Raw genomic sequence first — 16,540 nt, 5'->3', positions numbered from 1 at the left:
AGTTATCGCTGAATTTCGGCGTCGCTGCGCGTCTCGATGGCCTCGACGCTGTGAACGAACGCCTTCCTCAACACGCCCTTGCCGATCGTTCCGACGACGGCCGCCAGGACGCGCCCTTTGAAGTTCTTGCCTTCGCGGACAATGACAACGTCCACATTCGTGGTGCCGTCGGGCCGCGGGCTGAGGGTGTAGACGTAACCCGACGCGCCTCCCCAGGTGTTCGAGTCGGTGGTCGTCAGCGTGACTCGGTGGGGATCGGACCAGTCGTAGTGCAGGCGTTCCCAGATGCCGCCTGAGCCTTCGGTGACATCGGCGCCACGCGCGCCCTTGTAGTGCACCCGGAGGTCGGCGTCGGCGCTATTCGGAAACAGCTCCGAACGGCCCGGTCCGAAGTCAGTGAGCCCGGCGATGAACTCACCCGGGGTAGATATTGTCGACCGGTGGAAGTGAAGCGTGGACATTGTGTCCTCCTTGCTCGCTAAAGTTGATGTTTTCATCAACGGGAAGCGCCTCCTCGCTAACGTGAATTCCTGCGTGCAACCCGCTAGGCAAGCCCTATTGATCCTGGTAGTACGAGGGACAGCCTTAAGATCGGGCAATGTCGGCAACTGCCAGCGCACTGGGTGACTTTCTGCGCGCACGCCGGGAACAAATCCGCCCCGAGGATGTCGGGTTGGATTCCGGATCTCGCCGGCGCGTCCCGGGACTGCGCCGCGAGGAATTGGCGATGCTCGCCGGGATTAGCGTCGACTACTACCTGCGACTCGAGCAAGGCCGTGACCAGCACCCGTCCATACAGGTGCTCGATGCGCTCGCCCGGGCGCTGCGACTGGATATCAAAGCCACCGAACATCTGCATCGGCTTGCGGGCTTGCGGGCGGCGCATAGCCCTCGACCTGTTGCAGAGACCGCGGCTGACGGTCTGGACCAATTGATTGACCAGATCTCGCTTCCAGCAATCGTCACCAACCGATACCAGGATGTGTTGGCCGCCAATGCGATCGCCCGCGCGTTGTCACCAGGGTTCGCCCCCGGCGAGAACTTCTTGCGGTGGCGGATGCTGGCACCGGTTGCTCGCGATTTTTTCGTCGACTGGGACGAGGCAACTGAGGTCGCAGTGAGTGGCTTACGGGAATCCGCGGCCGGCGATATGGGTGATCCTCGCTTACGCGCCCTGGTCGACGAACTCTCGGCAGCCAGCGACCGATTCCGCGAACTCTGGGCACGCGCAGATGTTGGATACCGCACCGGCATCCTCCACATGCGACATCCGGTGGCGGGTGATCTCTACCTTCGCCGCACGAGGCTCAGCGTTCCCGACTCCGACACTCAGGTATTCATTTACTATCCCGAGCCGGGCAGTGATTCGGCAAAAGCACTCGAGGCACTCGCAGCCTCATAACCCCTGGGGCGCTGGGGTTGCGGAAGTTTCTCGAGGAGGGTGGCTACGAACTGGTGGTGACCTCGGACTAAGATGGCCTGGACTCGGAGTTCGAGCGCGAACTGCCTGACGCCCCACCGGCCGCGCTGGAGCCGGCCTATTACGCTCAACGCCTGAGGCCAGCCGCCTGCTGAGTGCTCAAATCAGAAGATCTCAACACGGCCGCCGTGATGGCATTGGAGCTGGCCGCTCCGATCCAGTGGACCCGAAGGAGGGGCCAGGATGGCAACCATGCGGTCTGTCGTTGCCGAGAAGGTAGGCGAACCGTCCGAGGTCCTGCAGCTACAGGCCCGCCCAATTCCGGAGCCTGGCATCGGCCAGGTCCGGATCCGGGTAACAGCTGCACCGGTTGAGGCCAGCGATCTACACACCGTCCGCGGCAGATACGGATTTACCCCGGAGTTTCCCTCCGTGCCCGGAATCGAATCCGTTGGTGTGATCGACGAAATCGGGAGCAGTGCACAGGGATTGACCATCGGGCAGCGCGTCATCACAATCGGAGTCACGGGCACCTGGCAGGAACACGTCGTTGCCGATGCCGACCGAGTGCTGCCTGTACCCGCGGGCATGAGCGATTCCACCGCCGCCCAGATTCTCAGCAATCCGCTCACCGCCGTCATCTTGACCAGTGAAAAGCTCGATGTTCGGCCGGGTGAATGGCTTTTGCAGACCGCAGCCGGCTCAATCGTGGGCCAATCGGTCATCCAACTAGGAACCCACGTCGGCTTCAAAACTCTCAACGTGGTCCGTCGTCGCTCGGCTGTCGAGGAAATCCTCGCGCTGGGCGGCACCGCGGTGATCTGCACCGAAGACGAGGACCTGCGCGAACGGGTGGCCGAGATCGCCGGCGCCGATGGAGTCTCCAAGGCGATCGACTGCGTTAGCGGTCAGGTCGGCGCGGATGTGTCGCGCGCATTGGCACCGGATGGTGAGTTGGTGGTCTTCGGTGCGTTGTCCACGCATCGGCAAACCGAACCCAACAAACTCACCATCCCCATCTTCGCCCGCTCGCTGATCTACGAAACCAAGACCGTTCGGGGGTTCTGGCTGTTCCGCTGGTTCAACCAGACCCCAAAGGATCGGATGGCCGCAACGATCGACCGGACACTTCAGCTCGTCGACAGCGGTGCGCTACGGGTGGCTGAGGGGCAGCCGATCCCTGTCGAAAAGTTCAGTGAGGCGGTTTATTTGGCCGAAGCGCCCGCGCACGGGGGCAAACCGCTGCTGGTGTTCAGAACGTAAAAGCGCGAGGCAAAACGCGCGCCCGCCACTCAGCAAATAATTCTCCTTTTGCCGTGGTCGTTCAACCAGTACGCTGAGCCCATCTGGACACCCGCAATCAACTGGGTTGATATCGGTCACCGCTTCAGTAGCCATATCAACTCCGAATTTGCTTGCCGACGACCCAGCCTCGGCCGTCGTCGCGATCGACCCAACCCGCAGAACGCCGCTGAAGGCACGCCGTCCTGCCTGCCAGTAGAACGCAATTCGAGGAGAGGATGGGCGCGGTGACCACAATCCGGGCAGCGGCAGTCCAGCTGCGTCCTGAGCTGTACAGCCGTGACGGGACCATCGAGCGCGTCGTTGCGAAGATCGACGAACTGGCAACGCGTGGCGTGCAATTCGCGACTTTTCCGGAGACTGTCGTTCCCAATTATCCGTATTTTTCGTTTGTGCAGCCCCCGTACCAAATGCTGCCCGAGCAAATACGGCTCATGCAAGAGGCCGTCACCGTGCCATCGCCGGCGACACAGGCAATCGCCGACGCCGCAAGCCGCGCCGGAATGGTGGTCTCCATCGGCGTGAACGAGCGCGACGGCGGCTCACTGTTCAACACCCAGCTGCTTTTCGATGCGGACGGAGCGCTGATCCAGCGTCGCCGAAAGATCACTCCGACCTATCACGAACGCATCATCTGGGGCCAAGGCGATGGCAGCGGACTTCGAGCCGTCGACAGCGCCGTGGGTCGCATCGGCCAGCTGGCCTGTTGGGAGCACTACAACCCGCTGGCCCGCTACGCGCTGATCGCCGACGGCGAGCAAATTCATTCGGCGATGTTCCCGGGATCCATTTTCGGCGACCTGTTTGCCCGGCAGGCCGAAGTCCAGGTACGCAACCATGCGCTCGAATCGGGTGTCTTCGTGGTCGTGGCAACCGCCTGGCTCGATCCCGATCAGCAGGCGCAGCTCATGGCGGACACGGGTTGCCCGATAGGGCCGATCTCGGGTGGCTGCTTCACCGCGATCATCACACCGCAAGGTGAGCCGCTCGGTGAGCCCCTGCGTTCTGGTCAAGGCGAGGTGATCGGGGATCTGGACTTTACGTTGATCGACAAACGCAAGGCCTTCATGGACTCCGTCGGACACTACAGCCGGCCCGAATTGCTAAGTCTCCTCATCGATCACACGCCCAGTGCCTACATCCATCGACGGTTTCCAGGATCGTCTATCGTGCCTGACCCTCAGGAGAGCGCGATGTTACTCACTGATCCGGTGACGACGTCGGTTGACGGAGGCGTCGTATGACGTACATGGGAAAGCCTTACTACCCAATCTGGTTGGACAACCTGGCCGACGACGTCACCCTCGAGGCCGCGGCGATGGACGGCACCGCGCACGGCGCCGAGGCTGTCCGCTTCATCTTGGGCAAAGCTCGCGAACAGTACGAGCACCAAGAGTTCACCTACGCCGGTCCCTGCGGCGAAAGCGGTTACGTCGAGGACTATTCGAGCTCGGTTCGCGGGGTGCCGACCTACGTCGTCGTGCTGGTCACCTTCAACACCGACGGGCAGACCCAGCACGTGGTGGTGAACCACCGGCCCCGCAGCGCGATGTTGAACTTTTCCCGCGTGATGCTCGAAACCTTCGCCGACACCCCGCACGCCAAGCATTGGAAAGGCACCCCGTAATGGCATCGACATATCTGGGAACGCCTTATTACCCGGCGTGGTTGGGCAATCTGGCCGACGACGTGACGGGGGAGGGGCCGGCGTGGGACGGCGCCATCCAGGGCGCTGCGGCCGTCCATGAAGTCGTGGTCGCCGCCAAAGAGATCTACGAGTTTCAAGAGTTCCACTACGCCGGGCGATGCGGGGACAACAGCTTCCTTGAGGACTACACGTCATCGGTTCGCGGTGTGCCGCTGCGCGTCATCGTTCTGGTTGTCTTCAATGCCGACGGGAAGGCCCAGCGACTAGTGGTCAATCACCGGCCGCGCAGTTCTGTGCTGGAGATGTCCCGCGCGATGCTCGAGAGATTCGCCGGCACCCCTCTTGCCAAACACTGGGAAGGCACACCCTAAGGAGCGAGCATGAGTACGCCCTTGTATCTGATCACCGGCGCGGGTGGGGGCACCGGTGGGGTCAGCAGACAAGTGATCGAGCAACTGCGCGCGGGTGGAAACCGCGTGCGCGCGTTGGTCCATCACGACGATGCTCGTGCCGATCCGCTGCGCGAACTCGGCGCTGAAGTGGTCGTCGGGGACTTGACCGAACCGCGAGATGTCGTCAACGCCATGGCCCGCGTCGATCGCATGTTCTTTTCGATGAGCGTTTCGCCGGACTACCTGACGGCGACAGCCGTAATCTGCGATGCCGCACTGGAATACGGCCACCTGGAGGTGGTCGCGAACATGTCTCAGATGACGGTGTCGCAGATGACGCTGACCAGCGAGGGGGAGTCGCACCAACATCGGCTGCACTACCTCGCCGAGCACGTCTTGAACTGGTCGGGAATACCGGTGGTGCACATCAGACCGACGGCGTTTTTGGACAATCCGATCTTTACCTGGTTCGCCGCGCCGTCGCTGCGGGATCGAAACCTGTTGGTGCTGCCCTTCGGAACCGGCCGAACCTCGCCGATTGCCGCCAGCGACGTGGCCCGCGCGGTCGCGGCAGTGCTCGTCGACCCCGCCGACCGTATCGGGAACATCTACGAGTTGACCGGGCCCACCAGCCTGGACATCGACCGGCTGGCAGCCGAATACGCACGGGGACTGCACCGGCCGATACAAGGTTCCGACATTCCGCATGAGACCTGGGTCCAGGAAGTCCTCAAACCGCTCGGCCTGCCCGAGCACCTGCAGCAGCACCTCACCACGATGGCGCTCCTGCACCGGGCCGGACGCTACGACCGAGCCACCGATGACGTCGAAAAGCTCACGGGGCAGCAGGCTTCCACGGTTGGCGAATACGTCGCCGAACATCCAGACCTGTTCTCATAGGTAATGGGCGATCTGCTCGCCGAGGTGGTCGCGGCGCACGGCGGCATGGACCGGTGGAACAGTGTCACATCGGTCAACGTCGCCGCGTCGATCACCGGGGCGACCTGGTTCGTCAAGGGCAAAGGCGATGAGCTCAAGGACGTCCGCTTCCAGGTCGACACCACGCGCGAGCTGCTGACGATGGACTTCGTCGGTCAAGACAAGCGCTCGATCTTCGAGCCCTCCCGCGTCGCGATGCAACGCGCTGACGGCATGACCGTGCAGTCACGTGCGGACCCGGAGCGGTCGTTTGACGGGCACGTGCTCGCCACCCCGTGGGACGACCTGCACGTCGCCTACTTCAGCGGGGAGGCGCTCTGGACGTATCTGAACACGCCATTCGTCTTCACCTGGCCCGGATTCGTCACCGACGAGATCAGCCCCATCGAGGTCGACGGTGAACCGTGCCGGCGGCTAAGGGTGATGTTTCCCGATCACATCAAAAGCCATACCCGCGAACAGATCTTCTGCTTTGGCCCGGACGGGCTGCTGCGCCGTCAGGACTACACGGTCGACATCCTGGGTGGCGCAGCCGGGTTGAACTACGCCAGCGACTATCGCGACGTCGACGGGATCATCATCCCCACCAAGCGGCGGGTCTACGGCTGGGAGGGCGACTACCAGCTGGTCCCGGAGCCGCTGCTGATCGCGATCGACATGAGTCAGATCACCCTGCGCCGAAACAACATTTGAGAGGAGCGCATCATGGCCCACATCGAACCGCATGGAGCATCGGGAAGCTATAGCAACAGCGCGATCACGGCGTTGCACGCCGGAGAACTCCACGCGGCATCCAGGGACGAACAGATACTCGCCGCCAAAATATCGCGCGCGATGTCGTCGGGTCCACTGCACATCACCCGCGACGCCACGATCGCAGAGATGGATGGGCACGGCAATCCTGTTGTGCTACGCCAGGGAACCAACCAGTGGGTGTGTTTCCCCGGTGATGAGAACAAGATCGGCGACGTGCCCATGTGCGCGGATCCCATGGGGCTGCAATGGATGCTAGACATCATGGCGAGCAAGCCGGCTCCGACCAACACTGCCCCCGGAATCATCTACATGCTCTGCGGTGCAACACAACACAGCAATACCGACCCGTTCGACAAGACCAGCCCCGCCATTCCGATCGGCCCGCACTGGATGATCCTTTGGCCCTACAGCGCGGCGCATGATGGCCTCCCGAACAACGTGCGTGATGCCGGCGCCTGGGTGATGTTCGACGGCACGCCCTATGCATATCTGCATGTCAGCGGCACGCCCTGGGCGGGCAATGAGTACACGCCCGGCCAGGCACCCGTCTGGACGATGCGATATGGCGCGCCGACAGAACACTAACCGCGAACCGTCGGAGGTTTCGCGCGTACGCCTCGCCCCTCGCCGCGCCCCTGCGGCTGCGGTACGACTACCGAGCCAAGGAGGCTCGAACCCCATAGCTTCAGCCGGTGTGCAGAAGCTGTCGCATGTGGTCGCCGATCAATTTGTGTGCTGTGGCTCCTGTAGATCGCTTTCATCGGAGTTCTGCTACCCGCCACCTGTCGCTGAGGGCTTCCGGTAGGGACTCATAATCCGTTGGTCGCGGGTTCGAGCCCCGCCCGCCCCACAACCTGAAAAACGGCACGCCTTGCTAGACCGGGTATTAGTGAACAGCGGTCGCTGTGCGAGCCGTTTCGCGGATCACTTTGTGTACGAACGCCAGCTTTCGGACTACCGCCTGCGGGATGTCGAATGGGTAAAGCGGATTCTTGCCCATCGCTGTGTTCACCCGATTGAAGCAGAGCGACAACCACTTCCAGTCCTCGAGCAGCTGCTCGATCGGGGCGTCCTCGTAGCTCAGGAGCGGAACGACGTCCCCGTGGACCGAGAAACGGACTCTGTCGGCATGCAAGATCAGTCCAGACTCTCGAGCGGTGTCGATAGTGCCGGTGATGTGCAGATAGTGGGCGAAGCACTCCGCAAAGTCCTCCCAGGGGTGCATCGTCGCGTACTCGGAGATGTAGAAATCATCCCAGTTCGCCGGCGCACCGAATTTGTAATGTCGCGCGATCTCGCCTTGATAATCGGCGCGCTCATCGCCGAAGATCTCGCGGCACTCGTCAAGATAGCGCGTCGCTCCGGGATCGCTTTCTACGAGAATGTTCTGGTAATAATGGCCGACCTCGTGGCGGAAATGGCCCAGCATCGTGCGGTAGGGCTCCCCGAGGTGAACCCGAAGCGACTCACGATAGGCGTCCAGCGATTCGACCAGATCGATCGTGATTACTCCGCCGGCGTGCCCAATCACCACACGTCCGCCGCCGCTGTAACTGGACAGCAAATCAAAGGCGAGCCCTCCGTCTTTCTGCCAGAACGGGTCGACCGGCAAGCCGATATCAATGAGCTGACAAATCAACCGTCGCAAAGCGATCCCGGTGGACACCAGCTTTTCCACCGCGACGGTGTCGTCGGCATCGGGCTCACGGCGGATCAAGGAATCAGCCAGACAGCGTCCCTGCTGGCCGCCCAGTTCCTGTTCTTGAGGCACCAACCAGTTGCAGCCGAGGCTGGCCGCCTTTGTGCATGCAATCCAGATCTCGCCGTCGATAACCGCGGCGCCCGACGAGGTGGCGACCATAGTGCGGCTAGGAACATGCAATCCAAATTCTGCCAAGCAATTCGGACAGCGCCGAGACTCGAATGGGACGAAGCCATGGCAGGCGGGGCAGGCGAACGCGCGCACGGATTATATCGTGGCAGTCCGCGCCGGCCGGCCGCATCGTTTCAGCCGGTATCGCGACGGTGGGTGTCTCGATGTCACCGAATGTCACAACTCGACCGAAACTACTCGCAGCAGCCTTTAGCGCTTCGTCCTGCGAATGCGCGGCCCGGTGGCTGACTTCTGGGCTGCGCTGGTAGCGATCCGTACCATGGCGTTCTGGGCGAGACGACGGCATCGACGGCGAAGATACCGGCCGACGCGCCGAGTATCTGCCCACTTGGTCTAGCCGCCGCCGCCACCGCCGCCGCCGCCGGCGCCGGCGTTGTACCCAGCGTTGGGGCAATAGGTCGCATGCGCGATATTGACCATGGCTCCGACATCGTGCACACGTATGTTGTCCGGGTCCATGTTGGCGTGGATGCTGGTGGCAATATGTTGTGGCGTCCAATTCGATTCGAGATCGTTGCAGATGAGGTACGCCATCCCGATGAGCGCATCCTCGTCGCCGGCCGGCCACGTGAGACCGGCGCCCCGTAGTTGATTGAGGTATGCGTCATCAGTCGGATTGGCACTTGCAACCGCAGCACTGGAAACCAGGGCGGCGCTAGCGATTATCGGGATGGTGAGTGCGGCCAGCCAGCTAGGTGAGGACATGTGGCGCCTTTCCGGTCTCGTCTCGTCGACACGCCCGGTGTCGTCTTCCATGGCGACCGAATTTACGCCGTCACCGGGCGCCATCTCGGTGGTTTCGCAGTGAAGGCGGCCATGTGTGACATCGCGATCTCGCGGCGTCGGAGCGTTTCGCTTATGTGGTTGGTGAATCCGCGGCGCGTGGCGGCGCGCACCTCGTCACCTGCGGCCACCGTTCATTCACCGTCAATGACCTGGAGACAACCTGGAATTGCTCGGTTTCTATCAGGTATTCGAGACAGTTAATCCGGTTGTCGCACAATAGAAACGGGCAATAACAAGAGCTCTCAGGATCTGAGGATTGGTAATCCGTTGGTGGCGGGTTCGCGCCCCGCCCGCCCCACAAGAGCTGCATATTTTCAGGCTGATGGGTGCCGACTTTTGGGAGCGCCTGGTCGGAATTATGGCGATCCAGGGGGTGGAATGTCGAAGTCGTTGTTGGTGGGTCCCAGCGGAGGGCAACATGGTGCCCACCGATCAAGGGGGAGTGATGACTGAACCACCGCAGCCAGCAGGCTGGCATCCCGAGCCGGGCCGCGAGCCCGGCATCACGGTGCCGCAGCCGAAGGATGATCCGTTCTACGAGTACACCGGCAGCCTGGAGAAAATCCTGCCCGGAACGGTGTTGAAGACACGCAGCTTTGCCTACCGCGCTTTCGGCGTGCCGACATGGCTCAGGGCCACACAGCTGCTCTACCGGTCTACCAGCCAGACCGGCAGACCGACCGCCAACGTCACGTCGGCCATTCAGCCGCCTGACCAGGACGACAAGACCAAGGTGATCTCGTACCAGTCCGCCTATGACTCGCTGAACCGCAATGACGAGCCGTCGTATGCGATCTCGGGCGGACTCACGCTAGGCGGACTCGTCCCCAACGTCGAGCTGGCGGTCTTCGCTCCGTTCCTGGCCGACGGGTACACGGTCGTCGTTCCCGACACCGAGGGTCAGCGGGCCGACTTCGCCGCCGGACCCGAGTACGGAATGAACACGCTCGACTCGATCCGCGCCGTGTTTTCACCGTTGTCGACGGTGGGGCTCCCGGACGATGCCAAGGTTGCGCTGCTCGGATATTCCGGTGGTGCGATCGCCACCGAGTGGGCCGCTGAACTCGCCCCAGCGTATGCGCCTGACGTCAACGCGCGCATGGTCGGCGCGGCGATGGGCGGGGTGCTCGTCGACCCGGCACATAACCTGCACTACATCGAGGGCACCTGGTTTTGGGCCGGCGTCATGCCGATGGCACTCATCGGCATCGGCCGCGCGTTCGGAGTCGATTTCACGCCGTATCTGACTCCCGTCGGCGTCACGGTCTTCAACGAATTGCAGACCACATCCATCGTCGATGTCCTGGGCCGCTACCGGGGTCTGACCTGGCAGAAGCTAATCATCCCCGGGTACCCGACTCCTGAGAGTCTGCCGCTATACGTCAAGCACGCCAACCAGCTGATCATGGGCACGCGCGGTACGCCGAGCATCCCGTTGTTCATCGGCCAGGGCGCCAACGGTGTGCTTGAGGGCACGCCGGGAAACAAGGCGGGCATCGGCGCCGGCGACGGCGTGATGATCGCCGGCGATGTGCGCACGCTGGCCCGCGAATACTGCGCCAAGGGCACGAAGGTCCACTACGAGCAGTACGACTTGCTCGGCCACATCGCGAGCCTCGTGCCCTGGTTGCCGAACGCGATCGCCTGGATCCGGCAGCGCTTCGAGGGACTGCCTGCGCCTCAGAACTGTTCGTCGATCGCACCAGGCAACCCGCTCGAGCCGATTCCGTTTCCATAGCAACTCACGCGGCCGTACGCGTCCCTGCCGTCGCGGTAACTTACAATTACAAACCGACCGAATTTTGTATCGGCAGCATCCAACTTTGACGAAGTTGATCGAGGATCATGACGCTTGAGTGTGGCCGCGACTCTAACCTGCGGTGCAATCCAGAAACAGACGTCTACCAGCGCGGCCAGCCCCGATGAGCGACGACGTGCAGACCCCGTCGGGCATTCCGTTGGCAACCGTGTACGGACCCGGTGACTGCGCGACGGATCCGCCGCCGCCCGGGGAGTACCCGTTCACCCGCGGCAACTTCGCGTCCGGCTACCGGGGCAAAACATGGACGTTCCGCCAGTACTCGGGATTCGGCACCGCCGAGGAGTCAAACAAGCGGTACCGCTACCTGTTGGGCCAGGGCGGCACCGGGCTCTCGGTCGCGCTGGATCTGCCGACCCAGTGCGGCTACGACTCTGATGACGCGGAGTACGGCGAGGAGGTCGGCCGCGTCGGTGTCGCCATCGACACGCTCGCCGACGCCGAGTTACTTTTCGACGGCATCCCGCTGGACAAGATCAGCACCAGCTTCACCATCAACGGCACCGCGGCCATCCTGCTGGCGTTCTACGTCGCCGCTGCGGAGAAGACGGGCGTGCCCCGCGAAAAGCTCACCGGCACAATCCAAAACGACATCCTCAAGGAATACGCGTCGCGCGGTACCTGGATCTGGCCGCCGGAGCCGTCACTGCGGCTGATCGCGGACACCATCGAGTTCTGCGCAGCCGAGGTGCCGAGGTTCAACGCAATCTCGGTGGCGGGCGCCCATTTTCGCGACGCCGGCGCCAACGCCGTCCAGGAGATGGCCTTCACCCTGGCCGACGGCGTCACCTACTGCGACACCGTCGTCGAACGCGGTCGGATGACCATCGACAAGTTCGCGCCGCAGATTTCGTTCTTCTTCTATACCCACGGCGACTTCTTCGAGGAAATCGCGAAGTACCGGGCAGGCCGCCGCCGCTGGGCGACCATCGTGCGCGAGCGCTACGGCGCCACCACCGACAAGGCGTCGATGTTCCGCTTCGGCTGCGTCGCGGGCGGTGCGTCGCTGTATGCGCCTCAGGCGCAGAACAACCTGGTGCGCGTCGCCTATGAGGCGCTGGCCGCCGTGCTCGGCGGCGTCCAGTCGATGTTCACCGCGGCGTGGGACGAGCCGTTCGCCCTGCCCAGCGAAGAATCCGCGACGCTGGCGCTGCGCACTCAGCAGATCCTCGCCTACGAAACCGGAGTGGCCAAGGTCGCCGATCCGCTCGGCGGCTCCTACTTCGTCGAGGCACTGACCGATGCCACCGAGGCCAAGATCATCGAAATCATGGACGACCTCGAAAAGCACGGCGGCATGGTGCGTTGCATCGAGGACGGTTACCTGCAGGGGCTGATCGCCGACGAAGCCTTCAAGATTCACCAAGAGGTCGAGTCGGGCGAACGCCCCGTGGTCGGCGTCAACAAGTTCGTCACCGACGAGCCGGCGCCTGACATCGACACCTACGAGCTGAACGCCGAAGGCCGCGATCTGCAACTGAAGCGGCTGGCGAAGATCAAAGCCGAGCGTGACCCGATCGCCGTCAAGGAAACCCTTGCCGCACTTTCGCGTTCGGCCGAGGGAACCGACAACCTGATGCCACGACTCATCGACTGTGCCAATGCGTACTGCTCCGTCGGAGAATTGGTGACCACGCTCAAAGCGGTGTGGGGCGAATTCCAGCAGCCGGTGGTGTTCTGATGGGGGCTCGCGTCCTGGTGGCGAAACCCGGTTTGGACGGACACGACCGCGGCGCGAAAATCGTCGCGCGCACACTGCGCGACGCCGGATTCGAGGTGATCTACACCGGTATTCGCCAGCGCATCGAGGACATCGTTTCGATCGCTCTGCAGGAGGACGTCAAGCTGGTCGGGCTGTCGATCCTGTCGGGTGCCCATGTGGCCCTGACCGCCCGCACCGTCGACGCGCTGCGAGCCGCGGATGCCGGCGACATCGCGGTGGTCGTCGGCGGTACCATCCCGCAAGCCGACGTGCAGAAGTTGCTGGATGCCGGTGCGGCAGCGGTGTTTCCGACGGGTACGCCACTGGATACCCTCGTCCGCGACGTACACGCCCTGACGGACGGCGGGGGAGACGACTGATGGGTCCTCTCGCCGGCATCCGGATCCTCGAGATCGGCCACATGCTGGCGGGGCCGTACGCCACCATGATGCTGGCCGATCTCGGCGCCGAGGTCATCAAGATCGAACCGCCGGATGGCGACATCTCGCGGCAGGTCGGGGATTCGTATTTCGCCAGCCTCAACCGCGGCAAGCGCAGCATCTGCGTCGACCTGACATCCGAGGCCGGCCAGCGCGAACTCGGTGAACTCGTTGCCGAATCCCATGCGCTGCTGGCGAATTTGAAGCCATCCGCCATCCACCGATACGGCCTCACCTACGACGCGCTGCGGCGGTGGAACGACCGGATTGTGTGCTTGGCGCTCACCGGTTTTGGTTTGGAAGCGGGTGACGATCCGGCATTCGACTACGTCATCCAGGCGACCACCGGCGTCGCCGCGCTGACCGGCGATCCGCTCGGACCACCGACCTTGCCGGGATACTCCGCGGCCGACAATTCCGCCGGACTTACTGCTGCCCTTGGGCTGCTGGCCCAGATAGTCTCCGGCCGCGGGGGCCAGGTCGAGGTATCACTGCGCGATGTGATGCTTTCCCAGCTGAACTATCGCGCGTCCTCCTACCTCAACGACGGCGTCGAGCCGCGACGGTTACCGATGGGTGCCCACTCGTATTATGTTCCGGCGCAACTCTTTCCAACTGCAGACGGATACCTGGCGCTGTTCATCACGCACGACAAGTTCTGGCGGCTATTTGCCGCGGAGGCCGACATCGTGGGGCCGGCGACAATGAAGGAGCGGGCCGAACGGCGCGACGAGGTGCTCGCGTTGGTCGTCGGCGCTCTGGCTACCGACACCGCCGCCAGTTGGGAATCGCGGCTGCGTCCATTGGGCGTACCCGTCGCTGCGGTTCGAACGCTGCCCGAAGCACTCGCCGCCAACCCGGAGGTGATTGTCGACGCGGGCGCATTTCGGTTGATCCGAAGCCCAATTCAGATCGCCGGGTATGAACCCGATTACGGCGCACCACCGCGTCTCGACGAGCACGGCGGAGCTAATCTCGGAGTCCTATGAATGTCGCGGATCTGATCCAGGCATCTCAGAGCGGCTCTACCCGAGCGACGGGTCGCCTACTGAGCCTGATCGAGGGCGATCGTCGCGACGAGGTGCTGGCAGCCCTGGAACCAGCCTCTGCCAGCGTTGTCGGCATTACCGGTCCTCCGGGCGCGGGAAAGTCGACGACGATAGCCGCGCTGGTTGGCGCCTACCGGGAACGAGGGATGCGGGTCGCGGTCCTCGCGGTGGACCCCTCATCGCCTTACAGCGGCGGTGCCATCCTCGGCGATCGCATCCGGATGGCCGCCCACATCGACGACCCCGATGTGTTCATCCGCTCGATCGCAACCCGCGGTCACCTCGGCGGTCTCGCCGCCGCGGTGCCCGCAGCCATCCGATTGCTCGCAGCGCTGTCCTACGACCTGATCGTGTTGGAAACGGTCGGTGTCGGTCAGTCGGAGATCGAGATCGCCGCCGTCGCCGATCCCACCATCGTCATCCTCAATCCCGGTGCGGGTGACGCAGTACAAGCCGCCAAGGCAGGCCTGCTCGAAGTCGCTGACATCGTGGTCGTCAACAAGGCCGACCGAGAAGGCGCGAAGCAAACCGCTCGCGATCTGCAGGCCGAGACGTCGGCCCCGGTCCTCACTCTCGTCGCAGCGCGCTCCGAGGGCGTTACCGAGTTGATGGACGCGATCGACGCCCACCACCGCGCTGACACGCCGGCCCGACGGGCATCGCGCGCCCGGGCGCAGATCCTCTCGCTGGCTCAAACCCGCCTCCACTCGCACCCGGAACTCGCCGGTTTGGCCGCTGCCGTCGCTGACGGTCGATGCGATCCGTATACCGCCGCCGGTCAGCTGCTGATCCAGTCGGCCACCACCGATAAACCCGACTAGCTCATCGGCTGCGATTCATCACCCGGTCCGCCGCGGCCCAATGCTCATCAGATACCCATAGCGAGGCGAAAGCGGCGACGGCGTCACTGGCCGGCACGCCCGACATGACGCGCTTGATGTGGCCGGCAGGCCGATTCGCCAGCGCCCGCGCAAAGGAGCGCCATTCGGTTTCGAACGTTGCCCTCGGCAGCACGCGATCCACCAGCCCGACCTTTTCGGCTTGATCGGCGGTGAGAACGGCTCCAGAGCCCGCGAGCATCAGCGCGCGGCCGCGGCCGACGATGGCCGCGAGCCGCTCCGCGCCACCCCAAGCGGGCATGATCTCGAGTGACACCTGGTTGAACCCGATCTTGATGTCGTCGGCGGCCACCCGTATGTCGGCGGCGACCGCGACCTCCGCTCCGCCCCCGAACGCGTGGCCGTTCAACGCGGCGACGACGGGGGCGGGGAAGTTCGCGAGGTCGTCACAGAGCGACCGCATCCGCCACGCCATGGCTGCCGCCTGCTCTTCGGTGCGCAACGTACTGAGCTCTTTGAGGTCGCCGCCGGAAACGAACGCCTTGTCTCCCTCGCCCCGAATGACCAGGCACAGCGCGCCCTTAGCACCGGCTATGGCCTGGCCAAGCTGGTCCATGGTTTCGGGCGCGATCGCGTTACGAGCGTGAGGGCGGTTGATCGTGATGACCGCCAACCCTTGATCGAGCTCTAGATCAACCACTCGCGTTCTCCATCAAGGTGGGCGCATGCCGTTTCGCCTGCTAGGAGTCGTTTATATCAGATTTCAAATGTGGCATGCGTCCGCCAGCTACCGTTCCCTCATGCCAAGGGATGTCAATATTTCGGGCACCGTGCGAGAACGCGCCGTGCGCGAGTTGCGCGACCGCATCTTGACCGGAGCACTGCCCGCCGGCACGCGCGTTGACCTCGATGCCATCACTGAGGAGTTCGCCACGAGTCGCACGCCGGTGCGTGAGGCCCTCCTGGAACTGTCCTTCGAAGGCCTCGTGCATGTTGCGCCGCGCAGCGGAATCACCGTTATCGGCGTCAGCTCCACCGACGTGATGGACAGCTTCACCATTCTGGGCGTCCTGACCGGACAGGCCGCTGCCTGGGCAGCGCAGCGCGCGACTCCACAGGAGCTCGCTTCATTACGCGAGCTCGCCGCCGAGGTCGCCGCGCGGTCGGGTGACGACAGCATCGGCGAAGCCAATTGGCGCTTCCACCAAGAGATTCACCGCGCGGCCCATTCCCGACGGCTACTCGCCCAACTCACGCTGGCCGCCCGCATGGTCCCCACCAACTTCCTGACCCTCTTCCCCGAACACGAGAAGCACTCCCTCGATGAGCACGACGAACTGATCGAGGCGATCGCCGATCACGACGACGCACGGGCTCGCTCGGTCGCCGAAAGCCATGTACTGGAAGCCGGCCGGTCGCTGGCATCCTGGCTTGACCAACGCTGACCAGCGCCGTGTCGGTTGCGAATTCGTCACGGACGCGTACCTGTTAGCGCATCACCTTTCGCAGAGTGCACACAAATCACTATTGTCACGTCAACTAGTTGCGGGAGTC

General features: G+C 63.5%; 18 protein-coding genes and 1 pseudogene. 15 read left to right on the top strand and 4 right to left on the bottom strand.

Annotated features, from left to right (window positions below):
* Nucleotides 1–2: 2 nt before the first annotated feature.
* Complete coding sequence (locus G6N27_RS06735; RefSeq protein WP_163775637.1) at nucleotides 3–461, bottom strand: hypothetical protein; 459 nt, start codon at nucleotides 459–461, stop codon at nucleotides 3–5.
* Between the two features lie 137 nt (nucleotides 462–598).
* Here G6N27_RS06735 and G6N27_RS06730 point away from each other — a divergent pair, with 137 nt between their 5' ends.
* From G6N27_RS06730 to G6N27_RS06695, 9 genes and pseudogenes are all read left to right on the top strand, one after another.
* Entirely contained in the window at nucleotides 599–1,402 is an 804-nt protein-coding gene (locus G6N27_RS06730; protein WP_163775636.1) for a helix-turn-helix domain-containing protein, read from the top strand.
* 5 nt (nucleotides 1,403–1,407) lie between these two features.
* A pseudogene (locus G6N27_RS25655) lies at nucleotides 1,408–1,548 on the top strand (NAD-dependent formate dehydrogenase); the annotation flags it as partial.
* 115 nt (nucleotides 1,549–1,663) lie between these two features.
* Entirely contained in the window at nucleotides 1,664–2,683 is a 1,020-nt protein-coding gene (locus G6N27_RS06725; RefSeq protein WP_163775635.1) for a zinc-dependent alcohol dehydrogenase family protein, read from the top strand.
* A 266-nt stretch (nucleotides 2,684–2,949) separates the two neighbouring features.
* Nucleotides 2,950–3,966 (top strand): nitrilase-related carbon-nitrogen hydrolase, encoded by a 1,017-nt coding sequence (locus G6N27_RS06720; RefSeq protein WP_163781459.1) that lies wholly within the window; start codon nucleotides 2,950–2,952, stop codon nucleotides 3,964–3,966.
* Nucleotides 3,963–4,349 carry a hypothetical protein gene (locus tag G6N27_RS06715; protein ID WP_163775634.1) on the top strand — a complete coding sequence of 129 codons (387 nt, stop codon included), beginning with the start codon at nucleotides 3,963–3,965 and terminating at the stop codon, nucleotides 4,347–4,349. Before G6N27_RS06720 ends, G6N27_RS06715 begins: the two co-directional genes overlap by 4 nt.
* A complete protein-coding gene (locus tag G6N27_RS06710; protein ID WP_163775633.1) occupies nucleotides 4,349–4,741 on the top strand; it encodes a hypothetical protein in 393 nt (130 codons plus the stop codon). Before G6N27_RS06715 ends, G6N27_RS06710 begins: the two co-directional genes overlap by 1 nt.
* 9 nt (nucleotides 4,742–4,750) lie before the next feature.
* Nucleotides 4,751–5,662 (top strand): NAD(P)H-binding protein, encoded by a 912-nt coding sequence (locus G6N27_RS06705; protein WP_163775632.1) that lies wholly within the window; start codon nucleotides 4,751–4,753, stop codon nucleotides 5,660–5,662.
* 3 nt (nucleotides 5,663–5,665) lie between these two features.
* The gene (locus G6N27_RS06700) at nucleotides 5,666–6,394 is read left to right on the top strand and encodes a hypothetical protein (RefSeq protein ID WP_163775631.1); all 729 of its coding nucleotides are present in this window, start codon (nucleotides 5,666–5,668) and stop codon (nucleotides 6,392–6,394) included.
* A gap of 12 nt (nucleotides 6,395–6,406) precedes the next feature.
* Nucleotides 6,407–7,042 carry a hypothetical protein gene (locus tag G6N27_RS06695; RefSeq protein ID WP_163775630.1) on the top strand — a complete coding sequence of 212 codons (636 nt, stop codon included), beginning with the start codon at nucleotides 6,407–6,409 and terminating at the stop codon, nucleotides 7,040–7,042.
* A 301-nt stretch (nucleotides 7,043–7,343) separates the two neighbouring features.
* On the opposite strand, the gene G6N27_RS06690 is transcribed toward G6N27_RS06695, so the two are convergent.
* Both G6N27_RS06690 and G6N27_RS06685 read right to left on the bottom strand, forming a co-directional pair.
* The gene (locus tag G6N27_RS06690) at nucleotides 7,344–8,423 is read right to left on the bottom strand and encodes a zinc-binding metallopeptidase family protein (protein WP_163775629.1); all 1,080 of its coding nucleotides are present in this window, start codon (nucleotides 8,421–8,423) and stop codon (nucleotides 7,344–7,346) included.
* Between the two features lie 261 nt (nucleotides 8,424–8,684).
* The gene (locus G6N27_RS06685) at nucleotides 8,685–9,107 is read right to left on the bottom strand and encodes a DUF732 domain-containing protein (protein WP_232064904.1); all 423 of its coding nucleotides are present in this window, start codon (nucleotides 9,105–9,107) and stop codon (nucleotides 8,685–8,687) included.
* Nucleotides 9,108–9,582: 475 nt separating this feature from the next.
* On the opposite strand from G6N27_RS06685, the gene G6N27_RS06680 reads away from it, so the two are divergent.
* From G6N27_RS06680 to meaB, 5 genes are all read left to right on the top strand, one after another.
* Nucleotides 9,583–10,875, top strand: coding sequence for a lipase family protein (locus tag G6N27_RS06680; RefSeq protein WP_163775628.1), 1,293 nt, complete (start codon nucleotides 9,583–9,585; stop codon nucleotides 10,873–10,875).
* A 184-nt stretch (nucleotides 10,876–11,059) separates the two neighbouring features.
* Nucleotides 11,060–12,637 (top strand): methylmalonyl-CoA mutase family protein, encoded by a 1,578-nt coding sequence (locus G6N27_RS06675; RefSeq protein WP_163775627.1) that lies wholly within the window; start codon nucleotides 11,060–11,062, stop codon nucleotides 12,635–12,637.
* Nucleotides 12,637–13,038, top strand: a complete 402-nt coding sequence (locus G6N27_RS06670) for a cobalamin B12-binding domain-containing protein (protein ID WP_163775626.1) — start codon at nucleotides 12,637–12,639, stop codon at nucleotides 13,036–13,038. Before G6N27_RS06675 ends, G6N27_RS06670 begins: the two co-directional genes overlap by 1 nt.
* Entirely contained in the window at nucleotides 13,038–14,087 is a 1,050-nt protein-coding gene (locus G6N27_RS06665; protein WP_163775625.1) for a CaiB/BaiF CoA transferase family protein, read from the top strand. The genes G6N27_RS06670 and G6N27_RS06665 overlap by 1 nt, the downstream gene beginning before the upstream one ends.
* A complete protein-coding gene (gene meaB / locus G6N27_RS06660; protein WP_163775624.1) occupies nucleotides 14,084–14,968 on the top strand; it encodes a methylmalonyl Co-A mutase-associated GTPase MeaB in 885 nt (294 codons plus the stop codon). The genes G6N27_RS06665 and meaB overlap by 4 nt, the downstream gene beginning before the upstream one ends.
* Before the next feature lies 1 nt (nucleotide 14,969).
* Here the strand turns inward: meaB and G6N27_RS06655 are convergent, their stop codons facing one another.
* Nucleotides 14,970–15,686 (bottom strand): enoyl-CoA hydratase/isomerase family protein, encoded by a 717-nt coding sequence (locus G6N27_RS06655; protein ID WP_163775623.1) that lies wholly within the window; start codon nucleotides 15,684–15,686, stop codon nucleotides 14,970–14,972.
* Nucleotides 15,687–15,786: 100 nt separating this feature from the next.
* Between G6N27_RS06655 and G6N27_RS06650 the strand changes: the two genes are divergently transcribed.
* Nucleotides 15,787–16,431 carry a GntR family transcriptional regulator gene (locus tag G6N27_RS06650; RefSeq protein WP_163781455.1) on the top strand — a complete coding sequence of 215 codons (645 nt, stop codon included), beginning with the start codon at nucleotides 15,787–15,789 and terminating at the stop codon, nucleotides 16,429–16,431.
* Nucleotides 16,432–16,540: the final 109 nt, after the last annotated feature.

Origin of the sequence: Mycobacterium cookii (genome assembly GCF_010727945.1) — a bacterium.
Classification (GTDB): Bacteria; Actinomycetota; Actinomycetes; order Mycobacteriales; family Mycobacteriaceae; genus Mycobacterium; species Mycobacterium cookii.
Note: the sequence above shows the minus strand (reverse complement) of the source record. Positions and strands in the feature narration are given on the sequence as shown.

Bases quoted from the DNA above. Each gene is read 5' to 3' on its own strand.
- G6N27_RS06710 (WP_163775633.1), top strand. From the start codon at position 4,349: ATGGCATCGACATATCTGGGAACGCCTTATTACCCGGCGTGGTTGGGC.
- G6N27_RS06735 (WP_163775637.1), bottom strand. From the start codon at position 461: ATGTCCACGCTTCACTTCCACCGGTCGACAATATCTACCCCGGGTGAG.
- G6N27_RS06680 (WP_163775628.1), top strand. From the start codon at position 9,583: ATGACTGAACCACCGCAGCCAGCAGGCTGGCATCCCGAGCCGGGCCGC.
- G6N27_RS06675 (WP_163775627.1), top strand. From the start codon at position 11,060: ATGAGCGACGACGTGCAGACCCCGTCGGGCATTCCGTTGGCAACCGTG.
- G6N27_RS06685 (WP_232064904.1), bottom strand. From the start codon at position 9,107: ATGGAAGACGACACCGGGCGTGTCGACGAGACGAGACCGGAAAGGCGC.
- G6N27_RS06725 (WP_163775635.1), top strand. From the start codon at position 1,664: ATGGCAACCATGCGGTCTGTCGTTGCCGAGAAGGTAGGCGAACCGTCC.
- G6N27_RS06715 (WP_163775634.1), top strand. From the start codon at position 3,963: ATGACGTACATGGGAAAGCCTTACTACCCAATCTGGTTGGACAACCTG.
- G6N27_RS06665 (WP_163775625.1), top strand. From the start codon at position 13,038: ATGGGTCCTCTCGCCGGCATCCGGATCCTCGAGATCGGCCACATGCTG.
- meaB (WP_163775624.1), top strand. From the start codon at position 14,084: ATGAATGTCGCGGATCTGATCCAGGCATCTCAGAGCGGCTCTACCCGA.
- G6N27_RS06705 (WP_163775632.1), top strand. From the start codon at position 4,751: ATGAGTACGCCCTTGTATCTGATCACCGGCGCGGGTGGGGGCACCGGT.
- G6N27_RS06650 (WP_163781455.1), top strand. From the start codon at position 15,787: ATGCCAAGGGATGTCAATATTTCGGGCACCGTGCGAGAACGCGCCGTG.
- G6N27_RS06695 (WP_163775630.1), top strand. From the start codon at position 6,407: ATGGCCCACATCGAACCGCATGGAGCATCGGGAAGCTATAGCAACAGC.
- G6N27_RS06700 (WP_163775631.1), top strand. From the start codon at position 5,666: ATGGGCGATCTGCTCGCCGAGGTGGTCGCGGCGCACGGCGGCATGGAC.
- G6N27_RS06730 (WP_163775636.1), top strand. From the start codon at position 599: ATGTCGGCAACTGCCAGCGCACTGGGTGACTTTCTGCGCGCACGCCGG.
- G6N27_RS06670 (WP_163775626.1), top strand. From the start codon at position 12,637: ATGGGGGCTCGCGTCCTGGTGGCGAAACCCGGTTTGGACGGACACGAC.